Annotated in this window: 21 protein-coding genes; 10 read left to right on the plus strand and 11 right to left on the minus strand. The window is 67.9% G+C overall.

Features of this window, described 5'->3' with window-relative positions; translation table 11 throughout:
- Positions 1 to 91 precede the first annotated feature (91 nt).
- Complete coding sequence (locus AC3WL8_RS10180) at positions 92 to 1,327, plus strand: MFS transporter (protein ID WP_041227674.1); 1,236 nt, start codon at positions 92 to 94, stop codon at positions 1,325 to 1,327.
- Positions 1,328 to 1,330: 3 nt separating this feature from the next.
- On the opposite strand, the gene AC3WL8_RS10185 is transcribed toward AC3WL8_RS10180, so the two are convergent.
- On the minus strand, positions 1,331 to 1,882 hold the full coding sequence (locus tag AC3WL8_RS10185) for a MarR family winged helix-turn-helix transcriptional regulator (RefSeq protein WP_492378252.1): 552 nt from the start codon (positions 1,880 to 1,882) through the stop codon (positions 1,331 to 1,333).
- 106 nt (positions 1,883 to 1,988) lie between these two features.
- Between AC3WL8_RS10185 and AC3WL8_RS10190 the strand changes: the two genes are divergently transcribed.
- The 3 genes from AC3WL8_RS10190 (at position 1,989) to AC3WL8_RS10200 (ending at position 4,337) form a co-directional block, all read left to right on the plus strand.
- Entirely contained in the window at positions 1,989 to 2,903 is a 915-nt protein-coding gene (locus AC3WL8_RS10190) for an EamA family transporter (RefSeq protein WP_211980511.1), read from the plus strand.
- A gap of 45 nt (positions 2,904 to 2,948) precedes the next feature.
- The gene (locus AC3WL8_RS10195; protein ID WP_013955175.1) at positions 2,949 to 3,248 is read left to right on the plus strand and encodes a hypothetical protein; all 300 of its coding nucleotides are present in this window, start codon (positions 2,949 to 2,951) and stop codon (positions 3,246 to 3,248) included.
- 105 nt (positions 3,249 to 3,353) lie between these two features.
- Positions 3,354 to 4,337 (plus strand): Bug family tripartite tricarboxylate transporter substrate binding protein, encoded by a 984-nt coding sequence (locus tag AC3WL8_RS10200; RefSeq protein WP_492378241.1) that lies wholly within the window; start codon positions 3,354 to 3,356, stop codon positions 4,335 to 4,337.
- Between the two features lie 32 nt (positions 4,338 to 4,369).
- Here the strand turns inward: AC3WL8_RS10200 and AC3WL8_RS10205 are convergent, their stop codons facing one another.
- Positions 4,370 to 5,050, minus strand: a complete 681-nt coding sequence (locus tag AC3WL8_RS10205; RefSeq protein ID WP_211980513.1) for a response regulator transcription factor — start codon at positions 5,048 to 5,050, stop codon at positions 4,370 to 4,372.
- Positions 5,051 to 5,234: 184 nt separating this feature from the next.
- Here AC3WL8_RS10205 and AC3WL8_RS10210 point away from each other — a divergent pair, with 184 nt between their 5' ends.
- Entirely contained in the window at positions 5,235 to 5,396 is a 162-nt protein-coding gene (locus tag AC3WL8_RS10210; protein ID WP_492378242.1) for a hypothetical protein, read from the plus strand.
- A 49-nt stretch (positions 5,397 to 5,445) separates the two neighbouring features.
- On the opposite strand, the gene AC3WL8_RS10215 is transcribed toward AC3WL8_RS10210, so the two are convergent.
- From AC3WL8_RS10215 to minC, 4 genes are all read right to left on the minus strand, one after another.
- Positions 5,446 to 6,549: a porin gene (locus AC3WL8_RS10215; RefSeq protein ID WP_013955179.1), complete on the minus strand. Its 1,104-nt coding sequence runs from the start codon at positions 6,547 to 6,549 to the stop codon at positions 5,446 to 5,448.
- 365 nt (positions 6,550 to 6,914) lie between these two features.
- Positions 6,915 to 7,169, minus strand: coding sequence for a cell division topological specificity factor MinE (minE, locus tag AC3WL8_RS10220; RefSeq protein ID WP_010811451.1), 255 nt, complete (start codon positions 7,167 to 7,169; stop codon positions 6,915 to 6,917).
- Between the two features lie 21 nt (positions 7,170 to 7,190).
- Entirely contained in the window at positions 7,191 to 8,006 is an 816-nt protein-coding gene (gene minD, locus AC3WL8_RS10225) for a septum site-determining protein MinD (RefSeq protein WP_013955180.1), read from the minus strand.
- A 66-nt stretch (positions 8,007 to 8,072) separates the two neighbouring features.
- A complete protein-coding gene (gene minC, locus AC3WL8_RS10230) occupies positions 8,073 to 8,897 on the minus strand; it encodes a septum site-determining protein MinC (RefSeq protein ID WP_211980514.1) in 825 nt (274 codons plus the stop codon).
- Positions 8,898 to 9,128: 231 nt separating this feature from the next.
- Between minC and AC3WL8_RS10235 the strand changes: the two genes are divergently transcribed.
- Both AC3WL8_RS10235 and AC3WL8_RS10240 read left to right on the plus strand, forming a co-directional pair.
- Entirely contained in the window at positions 9,129 to 10,100 is a 972-nt protein-coding gene (locus AC3WL8_RS10235) for a magnesium and cobalt transport protein CorA (protein ID WP_211980515.1), read from the plus strand.
- A 154-nt stretch (positions 10,101 to 10,254) separates the two neighbouring features.
- Complete coding sequence (locus AC3WL8_RS10240) at positions 10,255 to 10,959, plus strand: tetratricopeptide repeat protein (protein ID WP_153954984.1); 705 nt, start codon at positions 10,255 to 10,257, stop codon at positions 10,957 to 10,959.
- Positions 10,960 to 11,010: 51 nt separating this feature from the next.
- On the opposite strand, the gene AC3WL8_RS10245 is transcribed toward AC3WL8_RS10240, so the two are convergent.
- Positions 11,011 to 11,841: a MerR family transcriptional regulator gene (locus AC3WL8_RS10245; protein WP_211980516.1), complete on the minus strand. Its 831-nt coding sequence runs from the start codon at positions 11,839 to 11,841 to the stop codon at positions 11,011 to 11,013.
- 98 nt (positions 11,842 to 11,939) lie between these two features.
- Between AC3WL8_RS10245 and AC3WL8_RS10250 the strand changes: the two genes are divergently transcribed.
- The 3 genes from AC3WL8_RS10250 to AC3WL8_RS10260 all read left to right on the plus strand — a co-directional run bounded on the left by AC3WL8_RS10250 (position 11,940) and on the right by AC3WL8_RS10260 (position 15,060).
- Entirely contained in the window at positions 11,940 to 12,884 is a 945-nt protein-coding gene (locus tag AC3WL8_RS10250) for a LysR family transcriptional regulator (protein WP_211980517.1), read from the plus strand.
- A 122-nt stretch (positions 12,885 to 13,006) separates the two neighbouring features.
- On the plus strand, positions 13,007 to 13,975 hold the full coding sequence (locus AC3WL8_RS10255; protein WP_013955186.1) for a Bug family tripartite tricarboxylate transporter substrate binding protein: 969 nt from the start codon (positions 13,007 to 13,009) through the stop codon (positions 13,973 to 13,975).
- Between the two features lie 110 nt (positions 13,976 to 14,085).
- Complete coding sequence (locus AC3WL8_RS10260; RefSeq protein WP_211980518.1) at positions 14,086 to 15,060, plus strand: M14 family metallopeptidase; 975 nt, start codon at positions 14,086 to 14,088, stop codon at positions 15,058 to 15,060.
- 91 nt (positions 15,061 to 15,151) lie between these two features.
- Here the strand turns inward: AC3WL8_RS10260 and AC3WL8_RS10265 are convergent, their stop codons facing one another.
- The 4 genes from AC3WL8_RS10265 to AC3WL8_RS10280 form a co-directional block, all read right to left on the minus strand.
- Positions 15,152 to 15,694, minus strand: coding sequence for an Sbal_3080 family lipoprotein (locus tag AC3WL8_RS10265; protein WP_013955188.1), 543 nt, complete (start codon positions 15,692 to 15,694; stop codon positions 15,152 to 15,154).
- 139 nt (positions 15,695 to 15,833) lie between these two features.
- The gene (locus AC3WL8_RS10270) at positions 15,834 to 16,037 is read right to left on the minus strand and encodes a hypothetical protein (RefSeq protein ID WP_013955189.1); all 204 of its coding nucleotides are present in this window, start codon (positions 16,035 to 16,037) and stop codon (positions 15,834 to 15,836) included.
- A gap of 31 nt (positions 16,038 to 16,068) precedes the next feature.
- Positions 16,069 to 16,638, minus strand: a complete 570-nt coding sequence (locus AC3WL8_RS10275; protein ID WP_492378243.1) for an OB-fold putative lipoprotein — start codon at positions 16,636 to 16,638, stop codon at positions 16,069 to 16,071.
- 41 nt (positions 16,639 to 16,679) lie between these two features.
- Positions 16,680 to 17,924 carry a glycosyltransferase gene (locus tag AC3WL8_RS10280; RefSeq protein ID WP_211980519.1) on the minus strand — a complete coding sequence of 415 codons (1,245 nt, stop codon included), beginning with the start codon at positions 17,922 to 17,924 and terminating at the stop codon, positions 16,680 to 16,682.
- Between the last annotated feature and the right edge of the window lie 9 nt (positions 17,925 to 17,933).

Below are 17,933 nucleotides of genomic sequence, written 5' to 3' on the forward strand. Positions count from 1 at the left end.
GACAGGCGCCGGGGCGCCAGCTAGCATCGGTGCTCAGTTCCATCCAGGCCGGCGCCCCCGCTGGCCGCTTTCCGTCTGTCGAGAGCCGCCAATGAGCACAACCATCGACTCCGCGCCTGCTGGCGCGACACCATCCGCGACATCCCCCCAGGCCGAACGCACCGGTTTCCGCGTGCTGTCGGCGATCAGCTTCGCCCACTTCCTCAACGACATGATCCAGTCGTTGATCCTGGCGATCTATCCGATGCTCAAGGGGGGCTTCAACCTGAGCTTCACCCAGATCGGCCTGCTGACCATGACCTACCAGGTCACGGCGTCGCTGCTGCAGCCGGTGGTGGGCCTGTACACCGACAAGCATCCCAAGCCGCATTCGCTGGCCATCGCCATGGCGTTCACGCTGGCGGGCCTGCTGCTGCTGTCGGTGGCGCCGACCTACGGCGTGCTGCTGGTGGCCGCCGCGCTGGTCGGCACGGGGTCGTCGATCTTCCACCCTGAGTCGTCGCGCGTGGCGCGCATGGCCTCTGGCGGTCAGCACGGGCTGGCGCAGTCGATCTTCCAGGTCGGCGGCAACGGCGGCAGCGCCATGGGGCCGCTGCTGGCCGCGCTGATCGTGCACCAGCAGGCCAGCCTGGCGTGGTTCTCGCTGGCGGCGCTGGTGGGCATGGTGGTGCTGTGGCGCATCGGCGGCTGGTATGCGCGCCAGCTGGCGCAGGGCGCGCGCAAGCGCAAGGCCGCGGGCGCGGTGGCCAGCCCGGTGCCCACGCGCGTGGTGGTGCGGGCCATGGTGGTGCTGATGGTGCTGGTGTTCTCCAAGTACTTCTACATGGCCAGCCTGACCTCTTACTACACCTTCTACCTGATGGAGCGCTTCGGGCTGGCGCGCCAGGACGCGCAGCTGCACCTGTTCATGTTCCTGGCCGCGGTGGCGGCGGGCACCATCCTGGGCGGCCCGATCGGCGACCGCATCGGCCGCAAGCGCGTGATCTGGGCGTCGATCCTGGGCGTGGCGCCGTTCACCCTGATGCTGCCGCACGTGGGCCTGTTCTGGACCACGGTGCTGACCTTCATCATCGGCTTTATCCTGGCCTCGGCGTTCTCGGCGATCCTGGTGTTCGCGCAGGAGCTGATTCCCGGCAAGGTGGGCATGGTGTCGGGCCTGTTCTTCGGCTTTGCCTTCGGCATGGGCGGCATCGGCGCCGCGGTGCTGGGGGGCATGGCCGATACGCACGGCATCCGCGCGGTGTACGAGTACTGCGCCTACCTGCCGCTGCTGGGCCTGCTGACGGTCTTCCTGCCCGACCTGCGCGAGCGTCCGCAGCGGGCCTGACGCTTAGGCCGGTTCGTTGCCTTCGCCGCCACCGCCCGGTGGCGGCTCGAACATGCGCAGCCAGCGGCGCAGCAGCGCGGCCAGCTGCGCGCGCTCGGCCGCGGTCAGGTCCGCCAGCAGGCGGTGCTCATTGGCCACGTGCAGTTCCAGCGCGCGGTCGACGCGTTCGCGTCCGGCCTCGGTCAGTTCCACCAGCAGCCCGCGCCGGTCTTCCGGATTGGGCTGGCGCCGCACCAGCCCGGCCCGCTCCAGGTGGTCGAGCCGGTTGGTCATGGTGCCCGAAGTGATCATCAACGAACCGATCAGCGCGCCCGGCGACAGCGTATACGGCGGCCCCGCGCGCCGTAGCGTCGCCAGCACATCGAATTCCCACGGCTGCAGGCCGGTTTCTCCAAGCGCGGCTTCAATGGCGCGGCTGGTATGGCGGTTGAGCCGTCCCAGCCGGCCGATCACGCCCATCGGCGAGGCATCCAGGTCCGGGCGCTCGCGCGCCCATTGGGCGAGAATGCCGTCGACGTGGTCAGGCGTGTCTTCGGGTTTGCGGCGGGTAGTCATCGAGGAGCAGGCGTGCGGATACGCGGGTGGCAGGAACATCGAAGTATCTTGACATCAAACAATCGGCTTCGTAAAGTTGATTTATCTTGATGTCAAGAAACTTGAAATGAAGACGACTGCATCCTCCATCCGGACCGCTCCCGGTGGCGTGACCGTCAGGGACATCCTGCTGACCGGGCTGGCCCCGGCCATCTGGGGCAGCACCTACCTGGTCACCAGCCAGTGGCTGCCGCCGGGGCAGCCGTTGCTCTCAGGCGTGATCCGGGCCCTGCCGGCCGGGCTGGCGATGCTCGCCTTCGGTCGGCAACTGCCGCGCGGCAGCTGGTGGTGGCGCGCGGCGGTGCTGGGCGTGCTCAATATCGGCTTCTTCCAGGCCATGCTGTTTATCGCCGCGTACCGGCTGCCGGGCGGCGTGGCCGCCACGGTCGGCGCGATCCAGCCGCTGATCGTGGTGGTGCTGGCGTGGGCCTGGCTCGGTGCGCGCCCGCGGTCGGCCGCCTGGATGGCCGGCGTGGGCGGGCTGCTGGGCGTGGCGCTGCTGGTGCTGGGCCCGGCCGCGCGGCTCGACGCCATCGGCGTGGCGGCGGCAGCGGCCGGGGCGGTATCGATGGCGGTGGGCACGGTGCTGACGCGGCACTGGCGCCCGCCAGTCTCGCCGCTGGTGCTGACGGCATGGCAGCTGTGCGCGGGCGGGCTGTTCCTGCTGCCGTTCGCACTGGTACTGGAACCGCTGCCCGGGCATTTCACGCTGGCCAACTGGCTTGGCTATGCGTGGCTGAGCATTGTCGGGGCCGGCTTCAGCTATGCGCTGTGGTTCCGCGGGGTCGGGCGCATGCCGTCGTCCGCGGTGGCGGCGCTGGGGCTGCTGAGCCCGGTCAGTGCCACCGTGCTCGGCTTCCTGGTGCTGGGCCAGGCCTTGACGGCGATGCAGGCCGCTGGCGCGCTGCTGGTGCTGGGCAGCGTGTGGCTGGGCCAGCGCGCGGCGACGCCCGCCGCGGTGGCGCGCACGCAGCCGGCCTGATCCGATTGCGTCAGCGGCTGCTGCCGGGCGGCGTTTTGCGGCATCATGGCGGGCATGAAGTCTGCCGTGCCCCCGTCCCCGCCATCCATTCAAGCCGCGTCAGCACCGTCTGCTACGCCTGCCTGCGAGCGCTGCCTGGCGCTCGCCGCCGACCCGCGCCGGCGCGAGCCGCCGTCCTGCCTGGCGCTGCGCGGCACGGTGCCGCTGGTGAGCCAGAGCGCCGCCGGCGTGCCGTTCAGCATGCTTTCCTTTACCTGCCGCGACTGCGGCACGGTATGGCGGCTGTATGACCGGGCCAATGAACTCTTTGTCTCGTGGGTGCCGGAACGCCCGCTGGTGCGCTGAGCGCGCAGGTTTCGATCGGCTAAGATAGCGACTGCTCCGCGCCAGGCCGTCAATCCGCTGCCGCGCCCGGCGCCTTCCTGTCGAAATCTCTCCCGCATTTCCATCATGGCCTTCCCCTTCCGCTCGTCCCTGCTGGCCGCCCTGTGCGTGACCAGCGGTGCTGCCGCACTGCCTGCCGCCGCTGCCGACGCCTATCCCAGCCGCCCGATCCGCCTGATCGTCGCCTACCCGACCGGCGGCATCAGCGACACCGTGGCGCGCGCGCTCGGCGAGCGGCTGTCGGCGCAGATGGGCACTTCGGTGGTGGTCGAGAACAAGGCCGGCGCGGGCGGCAGCATCGGCATCGATGCCGTCGCCAAGGCTGCGCCGGACGGCTACACGCTGGGCTTTGCCGCCACCAGCCCGCTGACGCTCAACCCGCATGTCGGGCGCGTCAACTACGATCCGCAGAAGGACGTGGCGCCGGTGATGAGCGTGATGTACTCGCCGGTGCTGGTGGTGGCCACCTCCGGCTTCAGCGGCAAGAGCTTTGCCGACGTGGTCGGCCAGGCCAGCGCCAAGCCGGGCTCGGTGCGCTGGGCAACGTCGGGCCTGGGCACGGTCGGCCATGTGGTGCTGGAACAGATCAAGCAGAAGTCGAAGGCCGATATCACGCTGATCCCGTACAAGGGCGCGGGCCAGCAGATGAACGACGCGCTCGGCGGCCAGTTCGAGGTGATGAGCACCAACGCCAGCCCGGTGCTGACCCAGCATATGCAGGCCGGCCGCCTGCGCGCGCTGGCGGTGGGCGCGCCCAGGCGCCTGGAGAGCCTGCCCTCGGTGCCGACGCTGGCCGAGCTGGGCTACCCCAAGGCCAACCTGACCTCGACCTTCGGCATCTTCGCGCCGGGCAAGACGCCCGCGGCCATCATCAGCCGCCTGAACGCCGAACTGAACAAGGCGCTGGCCGAGCCGGAAGTCCATGAACGCCTGCTCAAGGGCGGCGAGGTGCCGACCGGCGGCACGCCGGCGCAGTTTGCCAGGGCCATCCGCGAAGAGTCCGCGGAGAACGCCCGAATCGTCAAGGAAGCGGGCATCAAGGCCGATTGAGGCTTAGAACCCATTTCATTCTGAAACGGGTTCTAAGCCGCATCCAGTCGGCTGCCCAGTCCATACACCGACGACAGCCGCACGCCGTTGTGCGGCCACAGCGCCAGCTTGGTTCGCACGCGCGACAGGTGGCTGTCCACGGTGCGCGAGGCCGGGTCCATGTGGTAGCGCCAGACCTGGTCGGCCATGGTCTGGCGCAGCACCAGCGAACCCAGGTTGCGGAACAGCAGCACCGCCAGGTCGAATTCCTTGGGGGCCAGCAGCACCGGCTTGCCCTGGACCCACACGCGCCGCTCCGCGGTGGCAAAGCGGAATACGCCGTGCTCCAGGTCGCATTCGTCGCGCGCCGGCCTGGCGCGGCGCAACAGCGCCAGCACGCGCGCGGCCAGCTCGGCCGTGCGCAGCGGCTTGGGCACGTAGCTGTCGGCGCCCTGCGCAAAGCAGGCCGCGACGAAGGCTTCTTCGTTGGAGGTGCCGGTCAGAATTACGGGCATCTCGTTGCCGAGCGTGCGGCGCACCCATGCCAGCACTTCCAGGGCCGGGATCCCCGGCGCATCGCAATCGAGCATCAGCAGATCGAACGACCTGCCGCGCAGCGCGCCGATCATGGTGCGTCCGCTGAGATAGCGCGCGCACTGGTGCCCGTTCAGGCGCAGGGTCTGTTCGATGCTGACGGCGAGGGTCGGGTCCGCCTGCAGCGCGGCGATGTTCACGAGAGTGGCTCCTGCGCGGGCGCATCGGAATGCGCCGATGGATGGACAGAGCATGGCACTGCGGTCCCGCTCGGCACGCAGCGAAGCCCATGGTAGGAGCGGCCCGCTGAGGCGAGAAGTAAAAGATTGTTGAAAGTCGAGATTGAGGTCTTTCCTATTCGTGCGGAAGGCAACGCGGTCTTAATTGTCCCGCTGGTGTCCTGTTAGCGCCGCGCGGCTGGCGCTGCTGTGCGCGCAGCGCGTGGTGGCGGGCCATGGCGGCGTGCTGGTGCCGCTGCAGTCGATGGGCGAAGCCGCCTCGCCGGCCGGCTGGTACCTGTGGCTGCGGCGCCGGCCGCGCGCATGAAAAAAGGCACCCCGAAAGGTGCCTTTGCGCCAGACTGATCAGACAACGATCAGAAGATGTGGCGGATACCTGCGCCCAGGCCGAGCTGGTTGTCCCTGCCCGGCAGTTGGGTCTTCGCGCCGCCGGTCACCTTGTTGTAGTCCACGGTGCCGTAGACCTGGGTACGCTTGGACAGCGAGTACTCGGCCAGCAGAACGCCGGTGTAGCGGTTGCCGCTGACATCGGCCAGACCGTTGGTGTTCTTGATGTGATCACCATAGAACACGCCGGTCAGCGCCAGAGCCGGAGTGGCCTGGTAGGTCGCGCCGATGTAGCCGATGTTGTCCTTACGCGGGCTTGCCGTGTAATTGCCACCAGCCGGGATCGGATTTGCGCTGTTCGCCGGCGTGAAGAAAGCGGCGTCGATCAGGCCGGTCTTATCCTTGCCACCGATGTAGCCGAGGAAAACCTTGGCCGGGCCAAAGGCGTACTTACCGGCGGCACCCCACATTTGCTGCTTGTTGCCGTTCGTGTCACGGAATTCCTGGTACACGCCGCCAATACCCCACGGGCCGGATTCGTATGCAGCGCGGGCGCCAAAATACGGTGCGTTGCCATTGGGCGGGTTGGTCTGTGCGTGCGTGAAGCTGCCAGGCTTCTCGCCGAAGCCATAGCTGGCGCCAACGTTCAGGCCACCGAACTTGCCCGAGTAGCTGATCACGTTGTCGCTGCGGAACTGCGTCAGGAAGAAGGGCCAGGCGTTCTGGTCGTAGTTGCCGATGGTCAGCGGATCGTAGTCACCGAAGAAATTAAAGCCTTCGGTGTACTGGCGGCCCAGCTTGATGGCGCCGAAATCGCCGCTCAGGCCAACATATGCCTGACGACCGAACAGGCGACCGCCTTGGTTGGCCTTGCCGGTATCCGGATCAAAGCCGTTTTCCAGTTGGAAGATGGCCTTCAGGTTGTTGCCCAGGGACTCGCTGCCTTTCAGGCCCCAGCGGCTGTTGGTGACCGCGCCGTTGCTCAGCTGGGTCTGGCTGTGGTTCTGGGCGTCGGAATTGGTGGTGAAGCGAATGCTCTGGTCAACGATACCGTACAGGGTAACGGACGACTGGGCGAACGCCGAACCTGCCAACAGGCTGCCGGCTGCGAGGACGATGGCCGATTTCTTCATGGTGCTCCTTTTCTGTCTTGTACTGTTCTCTCCGCCGGATCACGGCGTGGACGAGGTCTACGTGTCTTGTAGACGCCGCGAAAATTTAACAAAACGTAAGCTACAAGGACACAAAACTCCGCCAAGCTGCGCTTTCAAGCAGGATTTTGGTGCAAATCCGTTGTCTCGCCGCTACAGAATTCCGAATTGGGGCATTTTGGCAGCGCTGGCAAGCTGGCCTGCACACTGGGCTGGCGGGGAATCACGAAAGGGAGAACGGAGGCCGGCCGACCCCGGCGCGCAAGCGGCGCCGCGGTCGGCGGAAAGACGGGAAGTGCGGGAAAACCGAAGGAGGAGGAACGAATCCGGCAGCGCCGGATCCGTCCTCAGTTCTGCGGGATTTCGATCTTGACCTCGAGCACCTCGAGGTTGTCCTGGCGTTCCAGGCTGACGCGCAGGTCCTGGTCGCCGATCTTGACGTACTTGGAGATCACCGCCACCAGCTCGCGCTGCAGCGCGGGCAGGTAGTCGGCGGGCGCGGAATGGCCGGTGCGCTCGTGCGCCAGGATGATCTGCAGCCGCTCCTTGGCGACCGACGCGGACTTCTTCTTCTCTCCCAGCAGGAAGGAAAGGATCGACATGGGGTGAGCCCTCCTTGACCGTTACTTGTTGCCGAAGATGCGGGAGAGCAGACCCGGCTTCTGGTAGTCGGTGAAGCGCATCGGCTTGTCCTTGCCGAGGAAGCGGTCCACCACGTCGCCATAGGCGTCGGCCACGTCGCTGCCTTCCAGGTGGATGGCGGGCGTGCCCTGGTTCGAGGCGTGCAGCACGGCTTCAGACTCCGGCACCACGCCGATCAGCTTGATGCGCAGGATTTCCTGGATGTCGGTCAGCGACAGCATTTCGCCGCCATGCACGCGCTTGGGGTTGTAGCGGGTGATCAGCAGGTGTTCCTTGATCGGGTCGCCGCCTTCGCTGGCGCGCTTGGTCTTGGACGCCAGGATGCCCAGGATGCGGTCCGAATCGCGCACCGACGACACTTCCGGGTTGGTCACGATCAGCGCCTCGTCGGCGAAGTACATCGCCATCAGCGCGCCCGACTCGATGCCGGCGGGCGAGTCGCAGATGATGAATTCGAAATCCATCTCGATCAGGCCGTTGATGACCTTCTCGACGCCGTCGCGCGTGAGCGCATCCTTGTCGCGCGTCTGCGAGGCCGGCAGGATGAACAGGTTTTCGCACTTCTTGTCCTTGATCAGTGCCTGGCGCAGGTTGGCTTCGCCCTGCACCACGTTGATCAGGTCGTACACCACGCGGCGCTCGCAACCCATGATCAGGTCAAGGTTGCGCAGGCCGACGTCGAAGTCGATCACGGCAGTCTTGTGGCCGCGCAGGGCCAGGCCGGCGGCAAAGCTGGCGCTGGTGGTGGTCTTGCCGACGCCTCCCTTGCCGGAGGTCACAACGATGATTTTTGCCATGGCTCTTTGGTCCAGTAATAAGTTGAAGCTTGCGCTCTCTGCAATTCGGTCCCGAGGGCTGCGCGGTTACTTGAGCCGCAGCGCTTCGAGAATCAGTTTTTCATCGGCCAGGCGCACCTGGGCGGTCTTGCCGAGCACATCGGCCGGCAGCGTCTGCTCCGCGGTCCGGTAGATGCCGGCGATGGAAATCAGTTCAGGCTCCATGCACGTGCTGAAAATGCGCGCGCCGGTGTTGCCCTTGACGCCCGCCAGCGCACGGCCGCGCAGCGGGGCATAGATATGGATGTTGCCTTCGGCAATCACCTCGGCGCCGTAGCTGACCACGTCCAGGATGACCACGTCGCCCTGCGCGTAGACCTGCTGGCCCGAGCGCAGCGGCTTGTCGATCAGCATGGTCTGGGTCTGGCGGATGGCAGCGGCCACGGCGGCGTCGGTGGTGGCCTGCGCGGCGGCGCGGATGGATTCCTCGCGCGCGGCCTGTTCGGCGGCGGACTGTTCCGCCGCGGCTGCGGCCCTGGCCTCGGCGGCGCGGTCGGTGGCGCGGTCGGTGGCGCGATCGGCGCCACTGCCGCGGCGGGCCTGGCTGTCCAGTAGCGGCAGGCCGAAGCGCTCGGCCCACTCGCGCTGGCCGGGGCGGGCCACCACGCCGATGGCGCGGGCCTTGAGCGTGGCCAGCGTCTCGATCACGGTGCCAAGCGCGACTTCGCTGTCATCTTCCAGCGCACGCAGGTCCAGCGCGATCACGTCATTGGAAAAGAAGTCGGGGGTGGCTTCAAAGCGGGAGAGGAGGTCATCCCGCAGCGCAGCCATGTCGGCGGTCTGGAGGGCGAGAAGGAGGGCGTCTACGTTGCCACTGCGCAGCTCGAAGCGTGGCGATTTCTTCTGGGACATAGCCGGGTGACCGTGGAAATGCCACATTCTAACGTCGTATCTGTCGCGAACTGTAACAATTGGATCGATATGTACAGCAGGTGGCGCGTGGGTTCCATATGCGCGTGCACGGCACACCGTAGCGCCGGGTAAGTGCGGCCAGCGTGGTTTGCCGCGCGGGGCAACGCGCATCAAGTCCGGCGCAGCGTAAAGGCTTGTTACGATTGCGCCATCTGATCAGCGGAGTTTTCCATGGGCGCCATCGTCAATTGCGTGGCCTACCGGCAGGGCAAGCGGCTCAGCACGGTGGGCATGGCGGAGATCCGCACAGTGCTGGACGTGCCGGGCACCTTTGTCTGGCTGGGCTTGCATGAGCCTGACCTCGCGCTGCTGCGCCAGGCCCAGCAGGCGTTCGGCCTGCACGACCTGGCGGTGGAGGATGCGCTCGATGCGCACCAGCGCCCCAAGCTCGAGTCCTACGGCGATTCGGTCTTCGTGGTGCTCAACACGGCGCAACTGGTGGAAGATGAAGTCGTGGTCGGCGAGACCCATCTCTTTGTCGGCCCCAACTATGTGGTTTCGGTGCGCCACGGTGTCAGCAGCACCTATGCGCCCGTGCGCGAGCGCTGCGAGCAGGACCCGCACGGCCTGGCCAATGGCCCGGGCTATGTGCTGTACGCGCTGATGGACTTTATCGTCGACCACTACATGCCCATCGTCACGCGCCTGGAAGACACCTTCGAGGCGCTGGAGGAGGGCATCTTCCGCGACGAGTTCGACCGCAAGGCGATCGAGCGCCTGTACCAGATCAAGCGCCAGGTGCTGCGCCTGCGCAATGCGGTCAGCCCGGTGGAAGACATGTGCGGCCAGCTGATCCGGCTGCACGAAGACCTGGTGCCGAAGGAGCTGCGCGCCTATTTCCGCGACATCGAAGACCACGCCAGCCGGCTGGTGCGCACCCTCGACGTGGTGCGCGAAATGCTGACCACCGCCGTGCAGGTCAACCTGGCGCTGGTCACCGTGGGCCAGAACGAGGTGGTCAAGCGCCTGGCTGGCTGGGGCGCGATCCTGGCGATCCCGACCGTGATCTTCAGCCTGTACGGCATGAACTTCGATTTCATGCCTGAGCTGACAGTCCCCTTCGCCTACCCGGCGGTGATCGGCGTGACCGCGGTCGCCTGCGGGGGACTGTGGCGGCGGCTGCATCGGGCCGGGTGGATCTGAATACCTGGTTTTATCTGCACGATGAATGATCGTGGCAGATATTGTGGCTGATTGATTATTCGCATGGATATTCCGGCGATACCGCGCCTGCCTACCGGCGCGGTGCCCTGACTCCTACACTGGAATCAGGAAGGCGCTGTACCCGGAGTCCGCCATGTCGATTGCCCGCCCCCCGATTGCCGCCTTGCTCGCCGGCGCCACCGCCGCATGGCTGTTGTGCATGCAGCCGGCGACCTCCGCACCGCAGCCGTCTGCCCCCGCGCAGGCCCAGACCCGCGACGCGGTCACCGCGTATGAAGCGGGCAACTTCGACCAGGCCCTGCGCGGCTTTGCCGACGCGGCCCGGCGGGGCAACCGTCTGGCCCAATTCAACTACGCAATGATGCTGCTGCGCGGCGAGGGCACCGCCGCCCGCCCGCAGGAGGCGTTGGTCTGGCTGAAAAAAGCGGCCGACAACCAGATGACGCATGCCCAGTACACCTGGGGCGACCTTTATGAGCGCGGCGAACTGGTGCCGAAGTCACTGGAGGAAGCCAACCGCTGGTATGCGCTGGCCGCACAGGGTGGGCATGTGCAGGCACAGATGGCGCTGGCGACGAATTACTTCACTGGCCGGGGCGTGCCGCGCGACTACGGACAGGCGTTCACGTGGTACAGCCGCGCGGCCAGTGCCGGCGACGGCGGTGCGCAATACATCGTCGGCAGCTTCTACGAGCACGGCGAGCCCGGGGTGGTCGACCGGGATCTCGAGCAGGCCAAGATCTGGTATGCGCGCTCAGCCGCGCACGGCGATCCGGGCGCGCTGGCGAAGTTGCGGTCGTTGCTGGAGGAGTCGGTGCGGGGAAGGGCAGCGAGGTAGCGCAGCGGGCTGACTGTGCCCGGAAGCGTTAACCATGTCCTCGCATGCCTGTCACCTGTGTCCGCCGCCCCCGCCTTCCTCATCATGCAGATGCTCGATGATCGCCGCCACCCGGTCGCCCAGGTATTTGTTGGCCGAAATCTCCAGCGCCCGCATCATCTCCGTCTCCGCCATCACCAGCGCCAGCGGGCGGATGCGCCACAGGATCTCCACCAGCCGCGGCACGTCCTGCGGCGGCGGCAGCTTGCCAACGCCGAAGCGGTCCAGCTCGCGCACCACGGTAGCGACGATATGGTCCGATACCGCCTGGAAATGCCCGCGCGACTGGGCGATGATCTCCAGCACGTCTTCCAGCGCAAAGCCCGCCTGGGCGATCTCCGCACCCGCGGCCAGCGCGCGCGGGCTGCGCGCGAGATAGCCCAGGCCGTCCGGTTCCAGCAGTCCCAGTGAGATCGCCTTGGCCAGGGCCGGGCGCGAGATCGCGCGGCCGAACAGCCGCGCCAGCGCCAGGTAGGAGTAGTGTCGCGGCGTCTCGTTGGTCCACGGGCTGCTGATGGCGGTCTCCAGCCCCAGGATCGAGCGCAGGTCGTGACCTTCGACGATGGCCTTGAGCAGCTCGGTGATATTGGCCAGCGTGTAGCCGCGCGCCAGCAGGTGGTGGATCAGCTTGAGCCGCCCCAGGTGCGCCTGCGTGTAGATACCCACGCGCCCGCGCCGCTGCGGCGGATCTATCAGGCCGCGGTCCTGGTAGGAGCGCACGTTGCGCACCGTGGTGCCGGCCACGCGCGCCAGCTCGTCGATGGTGTATTCCGGGGCGGGCGGCGTGGTGTCGGACGCCTGGCTGGTCGGGGACGATGGGTGGCGGCGCCGGATCAGTGTCATGCGAAAAATTCTAACCGAGGAATGCGGCAGGCAAAGGTGGCGGCCGGTTTTGCCGATAATGAGGGCATTGCCGCCCCACCCTCAACGGTCCGCCCTCCATGCATATCCGCTGGCTCGAAGACTTCGTCTGCCTGGCCCAGGCCGGCAGCCTGGCGCGCGCCGCCGAACTGCGCAACGTGACCCCGCCCGCGTTTGGCCGGCGCATGCAAGCGCTTGAGGTCTGGGCCGGCGCTCCGCTGATCGACCGCAGCGCGTTCCCGGTGCGGCTGACCGCCGAAGGGCGCCAGTTCCTTGAAGCCGCGCAGAGCGCCTTGCGCACGCTGGACGAGACCCGCCTGGCGCTGCGCGCCGCGCACCGCGCCGACGCCAGCACGGTCACCATCGCCACCGGCAAGACCCTGGCACGCTCGATGGTGCCGGTGTGGCTGGCGGGCCTGCGCGAGGCGCTGCGGCACGACCCCGCGGCGGCCGGCTTCCGCACACGGCTGTCGACCTTCCCGATGCATGACGCGCTGGCCATGTTTGCCGAGGGCGATGCCGACTTCCTGCTTTGCTACAGCCCGCCGGACTTGCCGGTGATGCTGGATGACGCGCGCTACCAGTTCCACCTGGCCGGCGTGGAGCGGCTGGTGTGTGTGAGCGCTGCCGATGGGCGCGGCGCGCCGCTGCACCGGCTGGCGACCGGCAAAGCTGCGGCGAAGCCGGTTCCGATGATCGCCTACGCCGAGACCCTGACACTTGGCCGCATGGTCAACCAGGAGATCGCGCGCCGCAAGCTGGCGCCGCGGCTGGACGTGATCGCGGTCAGCGACTTTGCCGAGTCGGTGCACGAGATGGTGCGCCAGCGCATGGGCCTGGCCTGGCTGCCGGCACGGCTGATTGCCGACGACCTGCACGCCGGGCGCCTGGTGCGCGCCATCGGCGGCGTACGCAGCGATGATGGCGGCGACCTGGCGCTCGATATCCGCCTGTACCGCCCGCGCGCGCCGATGCGCCCGCTGGCCGAGGCCTTCTGGCAGGCGGCGGTGCGGGCACCGCGCTGATGCGCCTTCGGCCACCATTGCCGAATCGGCAACCCCCCTTGCCAAAGCTGCACGCCGGGCCGGTTGCGCGCTCACTACCATCGCTCCACAACAACCATTCCGGGACCCCCAGAGCCAAGACCATGAAGACCATCCTGCGCGCGGCCGCTGCCGCACTCTGCCTTGCCGCTTCCGCCGGCGCCGTTGCCTCCGCCTGGCCCGCCAAGCCGATCACGCTGGTGGTGGGCTACACCGCCGGCGGCAGCGTCGACCTGGTGGCCCGGACCATCGCCCCGGAACTGGGCAAGCGCCTGGGCCAGAGCGTGGTGATCGAGAACCTGGGCGGCGCCGGGGGCACCATCGGCGCGGCCAAGGTGGTCAAGGCCGAGGCCGACGGCTACACCCTGCTGATGGGCTCGGGCAGTGAAGTGTCGATCGCCCGCCTGACCAACCCCGCCGTGCGTTATGACGGCGAGAAGGACCTGGCGCCGGTGACCTTCGTCGGCACCCAGCCGATGGTGCTGGTCGGCAAGCCCGGCCTGGCCGCCAGGAATGCGGCCGAGCTGATCGCGCTGGCCAAGGCCCAGCCGGGCAAGCTGGCGTATGCCTCGTCGGGCGTGGGCACGCCGCTGAACCTGGCCGGCGAGCTGATCAAGCAGCAGGGCAAGGTCAATATCACGCACGTGCCATACAAGGGCGCGTCGGCCATGGCCACCGACCTGCTCGGCGGCCAGATCGACCTGGCGGTGATGGTGCTGTCGTCGGCGCTGCCGCATATCCAGGCCGGCCGCGTGCAGGCCTACGGCGTGACCAACGCCAAGCGCTCGCCGGTGGCGCCGAACGTGCCCGCGCTGGCCGAGACGCCCGCGCTCAAGGGCGTCGACATGGGCGTGTGGTTCGGCCTGATGGGCCCGGCCAAGCTGCCGCAAGCGGTGGTGGAGCGCCTGAACACTGAGATGCAGGCCGTGCTGGCCATGCCGGATGTGAAGAAGAAGCTGGCAGAAGCCGGCGTGGAAGTGGCGCCGGCCAATCCGGCGCAGTTCGGCAGCTTTATCAAGCGCGAGACGGGGCGCTATCGCACCATCGTGCAGACGGCTGGCATTCACGAGTAAGAGCTGGGGCAGGCGGCGCTGGCAAGATCCCGCCGCCCATCCTCAACCTGATCCCCAGAACACGACCCGGCGGCACCGACCCGCCAGGCACCCTGAACGCACCGATTCTCATGACCCAGCCCACCGCACCGATCGACGCCTACCCCGTCAATGTCGCATTCCCCGACATCCGCGCCTGCGCCGCCGGCAACACCGGCATCCCCTACCTGTTCACCTTCGACAGCGGCCAGCCTGGCCCGCACGTGATGGTCAACGCGCTGACCCACGGCAACGAGGTCTGCGGCGCCATCGCCGTCAAGGCGCTGCTGGACCACGGCCTGCGCCCGCGCCGCGGCCGGCTGACGCTGGCGTTTGCCAACGTTGACGCGTACCACCGCTTCGATGCCGCCAGGCCCGACGCATCGCGCTTTGTCGACCAGGATTTCAACCGCGTATGGACCGCCAGGGTGCTGGATGACGCCAGCCTGGATTCATCGGAGCTGCGCCGCGCTCGCGCCATGCGCCCGGTGATCGATACCGTCGACCTGCTGCTGGACCTGCATTCGATGCACGAGAAAAGCCGGCCGCTGATCGTCTCCGGCCCGCTCGACAAGGGCATCGCCCTGGCGCGCGCGCTGGGCGCGCCGGCCGATGTGATCGTCGACGAAGGCCACCCCGAAGGCCGCCGCATGCGCGACTACGATGGCTTTGGCGATGCCGCCAGCGCGCGCAATGCACTGCTGATCGAATGCGGCCAGCACTGGGAGCCCGCCGCCGTGACCGTGGCGCAGGACAGCACCGCGCGCTTCCTGCTGCATGCCGGCGTGATCGATGCAATGGACTTGCCCGCGGGCTGGCTGCAACCGCTGCCCGCCACGCAGCGTGTGGTGCGCGTGACCGAGCCGGTGGTGGCCACCAGCATGGATTTCCGCTTTGCCGGCCCCTATACCGGGCTGGAGACCTTTACCGAGGCCGGGACCGTAATCGGCTGGCGCGACGGCGAGCCGGTAGTGACGCCGTATCCGGATTGCGTGCTGGTGATGCCGTCGCTGCGCCAGTTGCGCCCGGGCGTGACCGTGGTGCGCCTGGGCCGGCTGGAGCGCTGATGCGGGTACGCTGGGCCGGGCGCGGCTGCGCCCGGCAAGAGGCTGCGCAGAGCGGCATGGTCCGGCCCTCCTTCGGTTGACTGCAGACAGGCTAGGCCGCCGGGGCGGCCGTGCCCGCCGGCGGCGGGGGCGGCGGCAGCATGCCGGGGAACAGCTGTTCGACCAGTTCATCCAGCTTGGACGACGGCTGCACGAAGTTGCTCAGGTTGAGCCCGCCCGCGCTGCGGTTGGCGTTATAAATGGCCTTGCCGACACGGTCGCCGTTGCGGAACACGGTGATATCGGCGCTGTTCAGGTACGCAGTCCAGTACCAGGCGCTGCGCGCCGTGTACAGCGCCACCACCGGGCACGCCGCGATCGAGGTCTGCGCCTGCAGCACCTTCACCTCGAAATTGCGCCGCCGCAGCGATGAGAGAAAACTCTCGACAAAGTCATTGCCCGTGACCGGATTCACCACCACGCACAGCAGCGTGCCGTTGGCGCCGTAGTTGCCCAGCGGGCCGCCGCCAGCCGGCACCTGGAACGCGACAAGGGGATCGGTGCGGTCGGGCCGGTCGACCGGGGTCACTGCCTGGTAGGTCGAGCAAGCGGTGATCAGCAGGCCAAGGCCTGCGGCCAGCAGAGTTTTGTACATGGATGTCCTGTGTGGCTGGGGCGGGCTGCCCTGCAAGACACAGTGGCCACCGCATACCTTCACACTGTAGGCGCCGGTACGCCGATCCAATCGTCCAAACAGAAGCGCAAAACGGCCGCTTCTGCGCCGGGGTGGCGGCTCAGCCGCCCGCGCCGCCGCCTTGCGCCAGCCGACCCACCAGGACCAGGCAAAGCCCGGCAAGGCAGACCCCGATGACTACGACCTGCAGCCGCGTGACGGGTCTGCCGCCAAACAGCGTCTGGCTGAGCCAGGCGGGCGAAACCACGCCGACGATGGTGGCAACCATGATCAGGATGGCTAGGACGGACAGAACGGATTGCATGGCGGGACTCCGGAATCTAGGACAAGCGCGATCAGTTGGCGCCGCCGCGCAGCAGGCAGTCGCGCAGCAGCGGTGCGCCATCCGCCAGCCCGGCGCCGTTGCATTCCAGCGCGACCTTCTGGCCGCGCCGCACCATGGTGGCTCGGGCTTCCACCTCGCACACCCGCCCTGCCGGGCCGCAGATCTGGCGTTGCAGCAGCAGTGCGCGCACATTCACGCCGGGATCGTTGGTGCGGATATCGACAAAGACCTGGTTGCCCTCGCGGCGAATGCCGCTGGCGACGCCTTCGACGATCAGGTACTGGTCCAGGTAGCGGGTGTCGGCTTCCTTGGGGTTGCCGCGGTAGTCATTCAGCAGCGTGTCGGCCTGGAGCTGCGGCAGCCGGTCCGCGGGGCGCTCCGGGTCGATGCTGATCGGGTCGAGCGTGCCATCGCGCGGCACCCCGCGCACGACGCTTGCCGGCACCGCGCTGGCTTCGGCCTGCGCCTCGGGTGCGGCACCGCCGACATCGTCGCGGCGGTCATTGCCGGCAAACCACAACATGCCAAGGACAGCCACGGCGACGATGGCAATAAGGATTTGCTGGGTACGGTTCAACATCGGAAGGTCCTGCGTCAGTGAATGCGGAAGGCGGAACGGGATTATGCGCCCTGCCTGCCGCAAAAGCGCTCAATCGCCGCCACGGCATGGTCGACGCCGCGCTCGGCGGCCATCGCGCGGCCCAGCGTGGCGGCCCGTTCGCGCGTGGCCGATTGCTCCGCGAAGGCGATCATCGACGCCAGCCGCGGCGCGTCGATCTTGTGCCCGGCGACATAGCGCGGCGCCACGCCCAGTGCCGCCAGCCGGCCCGCCCAGAAAAACTGGTCGCCCGCAAACGGCAGCACGATCGATGGGGCGCCCGCTGCCGCGGCTGCATGCGTGGTGCCCGCACCGCCATGATGGATTGCCGCCGACACGCGCGGCAACAGCCAGTCATGCGGGGTGGCGCCTACCACGTGGAAGCTGGATGGCAACGCCGCCACGTCGATGCCGCTCCAGCCCGGATAGAACAGCGCGCGCCGGCCATCGACCGCCTGTATCAGCGCCGTCACCACCTTGTCCCGGTCAAAGCCCGCCATGCTGCCAAAGCCGATATACAGCGGCGCCTCGCCGGCCGCCAGGAAGTCGCGCAGCGGCGCGTCCGGTTGCCAGTCCGGCTGCGGCGGCATGGTCCACGCGCCGCTCACCAGCCAGTCGTCATGCCAGTCATGCGGACGCGGCACCAGCTGCGGCGAGATCGCGTACAGCGTCGGAAAGTCCGCCCACATCGCCTTGCGCGCCGACGCGCCGAACAGCCTGGAGCGCGCAGCATTGGTCGCGCTACGGAACATGCGCCACAGCACGAAGTTGATCACGTGGTGGCTGGCGCGATTGGCCCACCCCGGCATCCTGAACGGCGGCAGCAGCGCGGACGGAAAGGCCCGCGTCGGCGAGATCGGGAACATGCCCGCGCCGATCACCGGCTTGCCCAACTGCTCGCCCACCGACAGCGCCACATACGCCGTCAGCCCCGAGAACACGATGCCATCGGCAGCGCGCGCGGCTTCCGCCAGTTGTGCCATCCACGCCTCGGTGTTGTCCTCGGCAATGCGCGCGAATGCCCGCGTGGCCTCGGCGACGTTGCCGCCTTCGGTCATCAGCTTGTGCAGCGCGCCGCCGGGCGCCAGCGTCTGCTGGATATCGCCCGCCATCGGCGCAAAGGCCAGGCCGTGCTCTGCCGCGAGCGTGGCTGCCGAGCGTTCGCCCAGCATCAGCACGTCGTGGCCGGCGGCGCGCAGGCCGAGGCCCAGCGCGACCATGGGGCGGCAGTCGCCCTGGGTACCGAAGGTGATGAGGGTCAGGCGCATGGCGGGAGA

It is taken from the genome of Cupriavidus sp. FW305-F7 (genome assembly GCF_058782875.1).

Excerpts from the sequence above, each read along its gene's own strand:
- AC3WL8_RS10180 (WP_041227674.1), top strand. The coding sequence starts at position 92 with ATGAGCACAACCATCGACTCCGCGCCTGCTGGCGCGACACCATCCGCG.
- AC3WL8_RS10185 (WP_492378252.1), bottom strand. The coding sequence starts at position 1,882 with ATGACTACCCGCCGCAAACCCGAAGACACGCCTGACCACGTCGACGGC.
- AC3WL8_RS10190 (WP_211980511.1), top strand. The coding sequence starts at position 1,989 with ATGAAGACGACTGCATCCTCCATCCGGACCGCTCCCGGTGGCGTGACC.
- AC3WL8_RS10195 (WP_013955175.1), top strand. The coding sequence starts at position 2,949 with ATGGCGGGCATGAAGTCTGCCGTGCCCCCGTCCCCGCCATCCATTCAA.
- AC3WL8_RS10200 (WP_492378241.1), top strand. The coding sequence starts at position 3,354 with ATGGCCTTCCCCTTCCGCTCGTCCCTGCTGGCCGCCCTGTGCGTGACC.
- AC3WL8_RS10215 (WP_013955179.1), bottom strand. The coding sequence starts at position 6,549 with ATGAAGAAATCGGCCATCGTCCTCGCAGCCGGCAGCCTGTTGGCAGGT.
- minE (WP_010811451.1), bottom strand. The coding sequence starts at position 7,169 with ATGTCGATCCTTTCCTTCCTGCTGGGAGAGAAGAAGAAGTCCGCGTCG.
- minD (WP_013955180.1), bottom strand. The coding sequence starts at position 8,006 with ATGGCAAAAATCATCGTTGTGACCTCCGGCAAGGGAGGCGTCGGCAAG.
- minC (WP_211980514.1), bottom strand. The coding sequence starts at position 8,897 with ATGTCCCAGAAGAAATCGCCACGCTTCGAGCTGCGCAGTGGCAACGTA.
- AC3WL8_RS10235 (WP_211980515.1), top strand. The coding sequence starts at position 9,129 with ATGGGCGCCATCGTCAATTGCGTGGCCTACCGGCAGGGCAAGCGGCTC.
- AC3WL8_RS10240 (WP_153954984.1), top strand. The coding sequence starts at position 10,255 with ATGTCGATTGCCCGCCCCCCGATTGCCGCCTTGCTCGCCGGCGCCACC.
- AC3WL8_RS10245 (WP_211980516.1), bottom strand. The coding sequence starts at position 11,841 with ATGACACTGATCCGGCGCCGCCACCCATCGTCCCCGACCAGCCAGGCG.
- AC3WL8_RS10250 (WP_211980517.1), top strand. The coding sequence starts at position 11,940 with ATGCATATCCGCTGGCTCGAAGACTTCGTCTGCCTGGCCCAGGCCGGC.
- AC3WL8_RS10255 (WP_013955186.1), top strand. The coding sequence starts at position 13,007 with ATGAAGACCATCCTGCGCGCGGCCGCTGCCGCACTCTGCCTTGCCGCT.
- AC3WL8_RS10260 (WP_211980518.1), top strand. The coding sequence starts at position 14,086 with ATGACCCAGCCCACCGCACCGATCGACGCCTACCCCGTCAATGTCGCA.
- AC3WL8_RS10265 (WP_013955188.1), bottom strand. The coding sequence starts at position 15,694 with ATGTACAAAACTCTGCTGGCCGCAGGCCTTGGCCTGCTGATCACCGCT.
- AC3WL8_RS10270 (WP_013955189.1), bottom strand. The coding sequence starts at position 16,037 with ATGCAATCCGTTCTGTCCGTCCTAGCCATCCTGATCATGGTTGCCACC.
- AC3WL8_RS10275 (WP_492378243.1), bottom strand. The coding sequence starts at position 16,638 with ATGTTGAACCGTACCCAGCAAATCCTTATTGCCATCGTCGCCGTGGCT.
- AC3WL8_RS10280 (WP_211980519.1), bottom strand. The coding sequence starts at position 17,924 with ATGCGCCTGACCCTCATCACCTTCGGTACCCAGGGCGACTGCCGCCCC.